Consider the following 11,756-nt stretch of genomic DNA (forward strand, 5'->3'; position numbering starts at 1 on the left):
AATTTAACCATTATTTTTACGAGCCAATCATAAATCTTGCTAATAGACTTCTTCAATAATAATATCCCTTTATTTATATCTGTTGCTTCAACAAAAGTATTAAATGTTACTTTCTCAAAATAAAGACAGCTCCAGAAAATAGCCTAAAAATTTAGTAATAAAATCAAAAAGCTCCTTGTTTTCACAAGGAGCTTTTTTTTAAGGAACCAATTAAGTTTTAGTTTTTAACTAAAGCTTCTTTAGACCATTTTCTAACATCAGCAACTCTGTTGTCAGTATAATCAACTTCGTTTAAAGTATCATCAGTCCAGAAGAACCATTTTCCAACTTTAATTCCATTATTATACTCACCAATAGCTACTTTATTTCCATTTTCATTATAAGAAATCCATTTACCTTGCAATTTACCTGCTAAATAGTTTCCTTCTTGTTTAACTTGTCCGTTATCGTGAAAATATGTTGCTTTAACTTCGTTTCCTACTACTTCATATTTAGGCTGAACTTCTTGTGCATAAAAAACACCTGAGATCAACAATGCTGCCATAATTATTACTTTTTTCATCTTCATTTCTTTTAATAGGTTAATATTCTGATAACAAATATATATAATATTTTACAATAAACAAACTTTTTCTTAACAATTTAGTAACATTGGAAAAATAAGCATAAAAAAACCAACAGATTTCTGCTGGTCTTTTATACAGTCTAAAATAAATTACTGAACTAATTCACTCAAAACTTTATCTAAGTTTTCAGAAGATGGTCGATCTGCATTTGCATTTACAACACTCCCATCTGGACCAATTAAGATAAATCTTGGAATAGAATTGATTCCATAAGCTTTAATAAAATCTGACATCCAATTTTTATCAGCAAATAATTGAACTCCTCCTAGATTTTTTTCTGTCACCAAATTTTTCCACTTTTCATGATCTTTATCTGTATCAACAGAAATACTTACAAATTCAATATTTTTGCCATGGTATTTTTCCTCAATTTTTTTTAAAAAAGGAATTTCTGCTCTACATGGTGCACACCAAGTAGCCCAAACATCTATATAAACATATTTTCCACTAAAATCTTCCAACTTTGTAATGCCTCCTTTATGATTTTCATAGGCAAAAGTTGGAGAAGGGTTTCCGTTAAGTTTTTTTATTTTTAAATTTTCCTTATAAATTTTTTGCATACTTGCAAATTGCTGTGTCATCATTTTCTTTACACTTAATTTAAAAGTCTCATCTAATTTTCCGTTTTCTAAAGAATCAAAATCAGATTTCTTTTTGGCTTCAAACATTGCATTAAACTCATCACTTTCTTTATCAAAAGTAGCCAATTCAAATTGTTCGTCTTTTACAGCTTTTTGAACCATAAAGTTATTTTCTTCAGCACCTACCCCTTTGTAAACAATAGATTCGTCAAACTCTTTAGTATTCATTGTCATTGACAAATCGTCACCATTTTTTAAATACATTAAAGAAGACTCAACACCATCAGAAAATTGATGAATTCCATCAGTCGTTTCTATAGAAGCTTCAAATACACCTTTTTTGTTAACAGGGATAGCTTGTTTTAATCTATTTGGTCCATAAATAGTCAAGGTATCACTGTTTCTATTTTCAATTTTTGCAGAAAATCTGATACTACTTTTCTTTTCAGTTTGTGCAAATGACACAAAAGATGAAAGCAATAATAAGTAAGCTAATTTTTTCATGTTGTATAATTAAGTTACGTAAAGTTATATTTTTTATTCGAAAAAATATCAAAAAAAAGTTAAAACACAACTTTTAAAAAAAAATTAGTGAGGCACAAATTGAATTTTATATTACTTTTGCAAAAATATTTTTCAATGTATAGAAGTCACAATTGTGGAGAATTAAATGCTTCACACATCAATAAAGAAGTAGCCCTTGCTGGTTGGGTGCAAAAATCTAGAGATAAAGGGTTTATGATATGGGTAGATTTAAGAGATCGCTATGGAATTACTCAACTGATTTTTGACGAACAAAGAACTGACAAAGCCGTAATTGAAAAAGCAAAATCACTTGGTCGTGAATTTGTAATTCAAATAAAAGGAACTGTTATTGAACGTGTTTCTAAAAACCCAAATATGTCAACTGGTGATGTTGAAATTTTAGTGACTGAACTAACCATTTTAAACGAAGCACAAGTTCCACCTTTTACTATTGAAGATGAGACTGATGGTGGTGAAGATATTCGTATGAAATACCGCTACTTAGACATCCGAAGAAATCCAGTAAAAAATAATTTACTTTTCCGTCACAAAGTATCAATGGAAGTTAGAAAATATCTTTCTGACCAAGGTTTTTGTGATATTGAAACCCCTTACCTAATCAAATCTACTCCAGAAGGAGCGAGAGATTTTGTGGTACCAAGTAGAATGAATGAAGGACAATTTTATGCGTTACCTCAATCTCCTCAAACTTTTAAGCAATTATTGATGGTTGGTGGAATGGATAAGTATTTTCAGATTGTAAAATGTTTCCGTGATGAAGATTTACGTGCAGACAGACAACCTGAATTTACTCAAATTGACTGTGAAATGGCATTTGTGGAACAAGAAGATATTTTAAATATGTTTGAAGGTTTGACACGTCATTTATTAAAAGAGATTAAAGGTGTTGATGTAGAGAAATTCCCAAGAATCACCTACGATTACGCTATGAAAACCTACGGAAATGACAAACCAGACATTCGCTTTGATATGAAATTTGGTGAGTTAAATGAAGTAGCGCAACATAAAGAATTTGGGGTTTTTAATTCAGCTGAATTAGTTGTCGGTATTGCTGCTCCAGGTTGTGCAAGTTACACTAGAAAAGAAATTGATGCCTTAATCGAATGGGTAAAACGTCCACAAATAGGTGCATCAGGAATGGTATATGTAAAATGTGAAGAAGATGGCACATTCAAATCATCAGTAGACAAATTCTACGACCAAGAAGATTTGAAAAAATGGGCTGAAGCAACAAATGCAAAAGCTGGAGATTTAATTTTAATCCTTTCAGGTAATGCCGATAAAACTAGAACTCAACTTTCTGCTTTAAGAATGGAAGTTGCTACTCGTTTAGGCTTACGTAAATCGGATGAGTTTGCTCCTCTTTGGGTTGTAGATTTTCCTTTATTAGAATGGGATGAAGAAAGTGGTCGTTATCATGCGATGCATCATCCATTTACTTCACCAAAACCAGAAGATATTAAATTAATTGATACAGAACCAGGAAAAGTAAGAGCAAACGCTTATGACATGGTTTTAAATGGTAACGAAATTGGTGGTGGTTCTATCCGTATTCACGATAGAGAATTACAGTCAAGAATGTTTGATTTATTAGGATTTAGCAAAGAAGAAGCCGAAGCACAATTCGGGTTTTTAATGAACGCTTTCGAATATGGAGCACCACCTCACGGAGGATTAGCTTTCGGACTAGACCGGTTAGTGTCTATTTTAGGAGGACAAGAAACAATTCGTGATTTTATCGCTTTCCCTAAAAATAATTCAGGAAGAGATGTAATGATTGATGCTCCTAGTAAAATTGATGATAAGCAATTAAGTGAATTGCATATTAAATTAGACGTGAAATAATGAAATACATATTAAGATTACTTTTACTTATCGTTTTCGGATTTATTGTTTTTGGGTATTATCACAAAAATAGTGGTAGCGAAGAAGGTGACAAATGGATTGGGATTGGAATTTTAATTTTAGCTTTAGTTTTGATGCCTCTATTCATTTATCACAGATATAAGAATAAAAATCTAAACGATTATATGTTTAAAATAGGCGACGAAAAAAAGGAAGATACTGAAAATCAATAAATTTATTAGAGAAATCCTTTTTTATATCAATTAAAAAATTATCTTTGGGCATTATTAATTATTTTTATATTACAACATGAGAACAGGAAAAGTTAAGTTCTTCAATGAATCAAAAGGTTACGGTTTTATCACAGACGATGAAACAGGAAAAGACATTTTCGTACACGCAAGTGGGATGAGAGTTGAATCATTAACTGAAGGCGAAAGCGTTAGTTACGAAGAAGAAGAAGGTAGAAAAGGTAAAGTAGCTGCACAAGTTGTAGTTATCGAAGACTAATATATATTATTTTTTGATTACCCAAGTACAAACGCTCTGCATTGCAGAGCGTTTTTTTTGTGCATAATTTTAACGTACGTTTTATAAATTTCGAAAGGATATGCTTTAAATTTGTAAAATGTATGCTCTAGTCGATTGTAATAATTTTTATGCTTCTTGCGAACGTGTTTTTCAACCACAATACGTTGGAAAACCTGTTGTTATTTTATCCAATAATGATGGATGCATTATTTCACGTAGTTATGAAGCTAAAGATTTAGGCATACAAATGGGCACACCCGAATTCAAAGTTAGAAATGAATTAAAACTACACAACGTCAAAGTCTTTTCTTCCAATTATGCTCTATATGGCGATTTAAGTAATCGTGTCATGAAAATTCTTGAAGGTTTTACTCCTAATATTGAAGTTTATAGCATAGACGAATCGTTTATGAACTTTGATGGAATGAACATAGAAGACTATCACAAGTACGGAATTCAAATAAAAACTAGAGTTAATAAATGGCTAAGCATTCCTGTTTGCATCGGCTTTGCTCCTACTAAAGCACTTTCTAAAGTTGCTAATAAAATTGCTAAAAAATACCAAGAACGCACACAAGGAATTTACGTAATTGATACCGAAGAAAAACGCATCAAAGCTTTAAAATGGACAAAAATTGAAGATGTTTGGGGTATCGGTTTTCGATTGACTAAAAAAATGCAAACTAGAAACATCTTTACAGCTTATGATTTCACTTTACCTCATAACGAAAGTTATATCAAAAAAGAAATGGGTATTGTAGGTTTACGCTTAAAATATGAATTAGAAGGAAAATCTGTTTTATTACTAGAAGACGCTCCTGCACAAAAAAAACAAATAGCCATCACCAGAAGCTTTGAAGGAACAATTTCAACTTTTGATGAAATGAAAGAACGCGTATCTACTTTTGCAACCGTTTGTGCCGAAAAATTACGCAAGCAAAATTCATGTTGCCATAGTGTAATTCTATATTTACGAATTGACAAACACAAAGTAGAACGAAGCCGCTATAATTTTTATAAATTTGAAACAATTCCTTTTGCTAGTAACTCGAGCATCACCATAAGTAATTTAGCTGTAAAATTATTAAAAGATCTTTTTCAAGAAGGTGAGATTTACAAAAAAGCAGGAATTATTGTTTCTGATATCATTCCCGAAAACCAAAAACAGTTTCATTTATTTGAAGAAGAAAACCCAAAACATCAAGCTTTAATGAAAGTTATAGATGATTTCCACAGAAAAACAGGTGAACGAAAAATACGTTTAGGCAATCAAGACTTACAAAGAACTTGGAAAATGAAACAAAATCATTTGTCCAAAAAATACACAACAAACTTCAAGGAAATATTAGAAGTAAAATGTTAACTGAAAAATGAAACCAAACCATAAAATACAATTCTTTCTACCTGATTTAGAAAATCAAATTGAACTCCCTTATATTTCAAGTGGAATAAAAGCTGGTTTCCCCTCACCTGCAGCAGATTTTGATGAAAGTAAAATTAGTTTAGACAACGTATTAGTAAAAAATAAAGAAGCTACGTTTTATGCCAAAGCAAGTGGGAACTCAATGATCGGAGCAGGAATTGATGATGGTGACATTTTAGTAATCGATAGAAGTTTAGAGCCACAAAACAACAAAATTGCTATTTGCTTTATAGATGGCGAATTCACGGTAAAAAGAATAAAAATTGAAGGTGATAATGTTTTCCTAATGCCCGAAAACAAAAACTACAAGCCCATACAAATTGCCGAAGAAAACGATTTAATCATTTGGGGAATTGTTACGTATGTGATAAAAAAGATATAAAAAAACCTCAAGAATTAACTTGAGGTTTTTTGTACCCTGGGTGGGAATTAAACGCACTTAATCTACCAATGTTTCTTCGTCTCTAAATCTCTCTTTTCTATGAAGAATTAAAACTAATTAAAAGTCTTCGAATTTTAAATCACCAATAAAATACGTCAAATTATTCTTCAAAAGTATTTAGTTCGTGCCCAACTTATATTTGATCTCAAAATCGGTGTCGCACCTACCAATGCCTAATGGTGCTCTTATTTCTTCTTCCCACTATACCTGTAGTGTAATTCTGCAATATGATACACTGTTCTAAGTTCTGTTTATTTAAATGCTTTGATGAATTTTATTTTTTAATTATTAATTGACTTACAAAACTATTGAAGAATTTAATAATCAAAACAATATTAAAAAAAATGTCGCTTAACTTAATCTGTAATTTTTATTTGCATATCCACATTCAAAAACAAAAAAAAACACTCAATGGTTAATTAAATATTATGATGTATTTTTGTTTAGTTATTAATAAACAATCACAACAAATGAATAATCTTTTTTATTTTTTTATTTTTTTACTTTCACCAACATTATTTTTTTCTCAACCTAATGAAAATTCCCTAGAGTTGTTGTCAAAATCTAAAAATAAAGATAAACTATGGGTTGATAATATGTTAATTAACATAGAACAAATTATTAAAAACAATCCGAATCTTGCGGTAAAATATTCAAAAATCGTCTTAAATGTTTCTAAAGAACTTTCTTATGAGGAGGGAATCTGGAATGCTTTAATTAATAATGCAATAGGATTAAATGTGTTAGGTAAATATGAAAATGCAAAAAAACAAATTGAAATTGCTTTAATTGAAATCCCGAATGATAATTCTTTTGATAAAGTCAGTGCTCTACTAATACTTGGTAAAATAAATTATAATCTTGGATTATACGATTCTGCTTTAGAAAGTTATACAAAAGCTGAAAATCAAATTAATAGCACTAAAAAAAATATTCAACATGCTGATATTTTCAATAATAGGGCAAATGTATATGTCTTAAAAGGGAATAATAAATTAGCAATAGAAAATTATATAAAAGCAGCTAAAATTTATCAAGATTTAAATAATAAACAATTGCTAGCAATTATTTATACCAATTTAGGAAATGCAAATGCAAATTTTAAATTATATAATAAATCCATAGAATACTTCAAAAAGTCAGCAGAAATAAATAAAATTTACAATGACTTATCAAATTTATCTATAAACTTTCTTAATATGGGGGTTTCATATAAAGAGATGGATTCACTAAACAGGGCTGCTACGTATTATGAAAAATCACTAGAGATTGCAAAAAAGGTAGGAAGTAATCTAGTAATGGCGCAAAACTATTCCAATTTAGCGAATATTTATGAAAAAAGAGGTGATCATAAAAAGGCCTTAGCTTTTTATAATTCATCTTTAGATATTTGTAAAAAAGAGAAAATACCCTATGGTTTAGCCCTTAATTATGCTAGTATAGGTGAAACCTATTTTTTTCTTAAAAATTATAAAGTTGCTATCGTAAATTTAAATAGGGCTTTGGATTACACAAAAAAATTAGGGATTCCAAAAGAACAATCTAAAGTCTACGAAACATTAACGAATGTGCACAAAGCTATGGGCGATTATAGAAACGCCTTTTACTTTCAATCTTTGTTTAAACAAATAAATGATAGTTTAGTAAATATTGAAAAGCATAAACAAATAGTTGAATTACAAATAAAATACGACACGGCTGAAAAACAAAAAACCATTTCAGAAATGGATGTTAAGCAAATCAGTCAAAAATTAACTATTGGATATTTATTTAGTCTATCCCTTTTGTTAGTACTATTGTCACTTTGGTTTTTTTATAGAAAAAAACAGTCTTTACAAGAGAAAAAAATAGCCGAAGTTATCGCAGAGAAAATGAAATTAGAGTTAGAAATAAAAAATAATGAATTAACCCATAAAGCATTAAAAATTAGCCATCTTCAGGAAAACAATAAACTCATTGCTTCAGATGTTGAAGAAATTTTAAAATTATCAAAAGTTTCTAATATTGATATCAATCAATTAGTTAGAAAAATTAAATCCTCATCAGAAAACATAAATATTTGGAATGAATTTGATCTCCGTTTTAAAGAAATTCATGGCATCTTTCATTCAAAAGTTATAGCGATGTATCCAGATTTATCACCGGTTGAACTTCGAATAGTGTCATTACTTCGTTTAAACTTAACTACTAAAGAAATAGCGGAGATAATGCAACGAAGTATTAAAACTGTAGAAAACACTCGTGGAATTATTAGAAAAAAAATGAAGCTTGATAAAAATATAAATCTTACTTCCTTTATTTTATCTTTTAAATAATATATAGTCCTTCGCAAGCTTTATACCGCTTCCTTTTTTTTAGTAATTTATAAATTAATTTTTTGATTAAAAAAATCATCTTTTAACTTCTGTAAACTTCATTTAATAATATGTAAACTGCAAATAAAAGAGAATATGAATTTTTTAGAACTTCGGGGGTTTATCGGGGGGTCTAAAATAGAGTATTAGTTAAATTTAGTCATAAGTTCGCGAAATATTTATAAAGCGATTATTATGAAAACAAATTTACCCAAGCTAGCAATAGCTTTATTACTTTTATTTACGTATTCCTTTGCTTCTGCCCAAAATTGGCCTCAAAAGGGTAGTCGTATAAACGGAGAAAACCCCGGTGATTATTTTGGAAATTCGGTAAGCATTAGTGCTGACGGAACCATACTAGCGTCAGGAGCTTCTGAAAACGACTCCAATGGAACGAATGCTGGACAAGTTAGAATTTTTGAGTTTAATGGCACTGATTGGACACAATTAGGCAATACACTTGTAGGTAATACTCCTGAAATGAAATTTGGCTCACGAGTAAGTCTAAGTGAAGACGGAACATTAGTTGCTGTTGGAGCACCGCTTCATAACACAAGCAATGGAAATTTTTCTGGGCAAGTACAAGTTTTTAAAAACATAAATGGTATGTGGACACAAATTGGAACTGATCTTTTTGGTGAAGGATATACACATTATTTTGGATGGAATTTAAAATTAAGTGGAGACGGTAACCGATTATTGGTTAGTTCTTATAATGCCCCTGGCGTTAATGGCAACGGCACCAATGGTTTTGGATCCGGTTTGGTTTATGCCTATGAATATGATGCAAACACAAATACATGGATACAACTCGGTTCAACAATTCAAGGGCCCACAGGTGCTCTATTAGGGTATGCATTAGATATCGATTTTGATGGTAGCCATATAGCTGCTGGTGGATATGCGTACAATCCTTATCAAGGTGTTGTACAAACGTTTACCTATAATTCAACGAATTGGGTACAAACAGGCAGCAATCTTTTAGGTGACACTACAGACGATTCATTTGGTGCTTCAATTAGTCTTTCTTCAAATGGGACAAGGCTTGCAGTTGGTTCAACTGGAGCTAATGGTTATATAGGAAATGCCAAAACATTTGACTTTGACAGCAATACGAATGATTGGGTACAAGTAGGAAGTGTTCTTCCTGGTCTTGCTACATCAAATTATTATGGTTCATCAGTTAGTTTAACTAGTGACGGCAATAAATTAGCCGTTGGAGGGACATCTGGCGCTGGAGATAATGGATATATCCGTATTTTTAATTTTGATTCGAATAACAATGATTGGATACAAGATGGAAGCAATCTTTTAGGAGAAGCTGACGATTTATTTTTTGGTAACGACGTAAACTTTAATAATGATGGAAGCGTATTAGCAACTGGCACTCCTTATACAAGTCTTGGAACAGCTTACTCTTCTGAAGGTGGAGTTACTGTTTTTGGAAATGGATCAACAACAACACCCTGCAATGCAGGAACCTTATGGACTTCTCAGACCTCAGCAGCTGATAATCTGTGGAGAGGCGTAACCTACGGTAATGGCTTGTATGTGGCTGTTGCTTCTTCGGGTGCGGGCAATCGAGTTATGACGAGCCCAGATGCAATTACTTGGACAACACAAAATTCAGTAGCGGACAACCAATGGAGAGATGTTACCTTTGGTAATGGCCTTTTTGTGGCGGTTGCGGCGTCTGGTTTAGGCAATCGAGTTATGACGAGCCCTGATGGAATTAATTGGACATCTCAAAATTCAGCAGCAGATAATTTGTGGAATAGAGTTACCTATGGCAATGGACTATTTGTGGCAGTTGCGGCGACTGGTGCGAATCGCGTGATGACAAGTCCCGATGGTATTACTTGGACGACCCGAAATGCAGCTGCATTTAATCTTTGGAATGACGTTGTATATGGAAATGGTCTTTTTGTAGCAGTGGCTGGAAGCGGAACCGGCAACCGCGTTATGACGAGCCCTGACGGCATTACTTGGACATCTCAAACGTCTGCGGTTGATAATGATTGGAACGATGTTACCTATGGCAATGGACAATTTGTAGCAGTGGCTCAAAGTGGAACGGGAAACCGGGTAATGACCAGTCCCGATGGAATCACTTGGACAGCGCAAGTGTCTACGGAAGATAATACGTGGACGAGTGTTATCTATGGTAATGGTTTATTTGTAGCAGTAGCAGGTAGTGGTTCAAACCGTGTTATGACAAGCCCTGACGGTAATACTTGGACAGCACAATCTGCGGCTGCAAGCACTAGTTGGATTAGTGTAATCTATGAAAATAATATGTTTGTCGCTGTATCGCTCAATGGTACAGGTAACCGTGTTATGACCTCAGTATGTTCTACTGTGGTTGCTACACCAACAATTACGGTTGATTCATCATCTATTACAAGTTTTACTACCTGTTCAGGTATCGCTTCCGCAGAGCAAACAATATCAATTTCAGGAATCGATTTAACAAATGATGTTACAGTAACTGCACCAACAGGCTTTGAGGTAAGTTTAACATCAGGTTCTGGTTTTGCAAGTTCTGTAAGCATAACAGCTAGCGGTACTTTAAGCGCAACAACCGTTTATGTTAGAGTAACTAATTCGGCAACATCAGGTGCTATTTCGGAAACTTTAACAATGGCATCAACAGGAGCAACAGATCAAACCGTGAATTTATCAGGTATTGTTGATTCTACATGTACACCAACACCCTGCAATGCAGGGGTCTCATGGACGTCACAAACCTCAGCTACGGAAGCAAATCAATGGACATCAGTAACGTATGGTAATAATCAATTTGTAGCTGTAGCAAATCTTGGTAATAACCTTGTTATGACTAGTCCAGATGGCATCACTTGGACGTCACAAACAGAGGCGGAAGCAAATAGTTGGAACTCAGTGACATATGGTAATGGCCTATTTGTAGCGGTAGCAGCTGATGGAATTCACCCTGTTATGACCAGCCCCGATGGCATCACTTGGACGGCACGAATAGCTGTACAAGTGAGTGGATGGAGATCTGTAACCTATGGTAATGGCCTATTTGTAGCGGTAGCAGTAAGTGGAACTAACCGAGTTATGACCAGCCCCGATGGTATCACTTGGACGGCACGAACAGCAGCAGAAGCAAATCAATGGTCATCAGTAACCTATGGAGGTGGTAAATTTGTAGCGGTAAGTTTTTCAGGTACTCACCGAGTTATGACCAGTCTAGATGGTATTACTTGGACCCTGCAAACAGCCATAGAAGCAAATCAATGGTCATCAGTAACCTATGGTAATGGCCTATTTGTAGCGGTATCATTAAACGGAACGAACCGTGTAATGACCAGTTTAGATGGCATTACGTGGGCTGCACAAGCAGCAGCAGAAGCAAAATCATGGAAAACAGTGACCCATGGTAAC

9 protein-coding genes are annotated in these 11,756 nt (G+C 33.0%); 7 read left to right on the top strand and 2 right to left on the bottom strand.

What is annotated here, in order from left to right:
* Window positions 1-217: 217 nt before the first annotated feature.
* Together AACZ53_RS04650 and AACZ53_RS04655 are read right to left on the bottom strand one after the other, a co-directional pair.
* Window positions 218-562 carry a membrane-binding protein gene (locus tag AACZ53_RS04650; RefSeq protein WP_026717613.1) on the bottom strand — a complete coding sequence of 115 codons (345 nt, stop codon included), beginning with the start codon at window positions 560-562 and terminating at the stop codon, window positions 218-220.
* 153 nt (window positions 563-715) lie between these two features.
* On the bottom strand, window positions 716-1,711 hold the full coding sequence (locus AACZ53_RS04655; protein WP_339835165.1) for a TlpA disulfide reductase family protein: 996 nt from the start codon (window positions 1,709-1,711) through the stop codon (window positions 716-718).
* A gap of 135 nt (window positions 1,712-1,846) precedes the next feature.
* On the opposite strand from AACZ53_RS04655, the gene aspS reads away from it, so the two are divergent.
* From aspS to AACZ53_RS04690, 7 genes are all read left to right on the top strand, one after another.
* The gene (gene aspS / locus AACZ53_RS04660; protein ID WP_339835166.1) at window positions 1,847-3,598 is read left to right on the top strand and encodes an aspartate--tRNA ligase; all 1,752 of its coding nucleotides are present in this window, start codon (window positions 1,847-1,849) and stop codon (window positions 3,596-3,598) included.
* Window positions 3,598-3,831 carry a hypothetical protein gene (locus AACZ53_RS04665; protein ID WP_339835167.1) on the top strand — a complete coding sequence of 78 codons (234 nt, stop codon included), beginning with the start codon at window positions 3,598-3,600 and terminating at the stop codon, window positions 3,829-3,831. Before aspS ends, AACZ53_RS04665 begins: the two co-directional genes overlap by 1 nt.
* 76 nt (window positions 3,832-3,907) lie before the next feature.
* Complete coding sequence (locus AACZ53_RS04670; RefSeq protein ID WP_026717616.1) at window positions 3,908-4,108, top strand: cold shock domain-containing protein; 201 nt, start codon at window positions 3,908-3,910, stop codon at window positions 4,106-4,108.
* Between the two features lie 118 nt (window positions 4,109-4,226).
* Window positions 4,227-5,492: a Y-family DNA polymerase gene (locus AACZ53_RS04675; protein WP_339835168.1), complete on the top strand. Its 1,266-nt coding sequence runs from the start codon at window positions 4,227-4,229 to the stop codon at window positions 5,490-5,492.
* A 7-nt stretch (window positions 5,493-5,499) separates the two neighbouring features.
* Window positions 5,500-5,934 carry a translesion error-prone DNA polymerase V autoproteolytic subunit gene (umuD, locus tag AACZ53_RS04680; RefSeq protein WP_339835169.1) on the top strand — a complete coding sequence of 145 codons (435 nt, stop codon included), beginning with the start codon at window positions 5,500-5,502 and terminating at the stop codon, window positions 5,932-5,934.
* Window positions 5,935-6,464: 530 nt separating this feature from the next.
* Complete coding sequence (locus tag AACZ53_RS04685; RefSeq protein ID WP_339835170.1) at window positions 6,465-8,309, top strand: tetratricopeptide repeat protein; 1,845 nt, start codon at window positions 6,465-6,467, stop codon at window positions 8,307-8,309.
* Between the two features lie 234 nt (window positions 8,310-8,543).
* Window positions 8,544-11,756 (top strand): hypothetical protein (locus AACZ53_RS04690; RefSeq protein WP_339835171.1); only part of this gene is annotated, 3,213 nt, incomplete at its 3' end.

It is taken from the genome of uncultured Flavobacterium sp. (assembly GCF_963975005.1).
Lineage (GTDB): Bacteria > Bacteroidota > Bacteroidia > Flavobacteriales > Flavobacteriaceae > Flavobacterium.

Excerpts from the sequence above, each read along its gene's own strand:
- AACZ53_RS04665 (WP_339835167.1), top strand. The coding sequence starts at position 3,598 with ATGAAATACATATTAAGATTACTTTTACTTATCGTTTTCGGATTTATT.
- AACZ53_RS04650 (WP_026717613.1), bottom strand. The coding sequence starts at position 562 with ATGAAAAAAGTAATAATTATGGCAGCATTGTTGATCTCAGGTGTTTTT.
- AACZ53_RS04685 (WP_339835170.1), top strand. The coding sequence starts at position 6,465 with ATGAATAATCTTTTTTATTTTTTTATTTTTTTACTTTCACCAACATTA.
- AACZ53_RS04675 (WP_339835168.1), top strand. The coding sequence starts at position 4,227 with ATGTATGCTCTAGTCGATTGTAATAATTTTTATGCTTCTTGCGAACGT.
- AACZ53_RS04670 (WP_026717616.1), top strand. The coding sequence starts at position 3,908 with ATGAGAACAGGAAAAGTTAAGTTCTTCAATGAATCAAAAGGTTACGGT.
- umuD (WP_339835169.1), top strand. The coding sequence starts at position 5,500 with ATGAAACCAAACCATAAAATACAATTCTTTCTACCTGATTTAGAAAAT.
- AACZ53_RS04655 (WP_339835165.1), bottom strand. The coding sequence starts at position 1,711 with ATGAAAAAATTAGCTTACTTATTATTGCTTTCATCTTTTGTGTCATTT.
- aspS (WP_339835166.1), top strand. The coding sequence starts at position 1,847 with ATGTATAGAAGTCACAATTGTGGAGAATTAAATGCTTCACACATCAAT.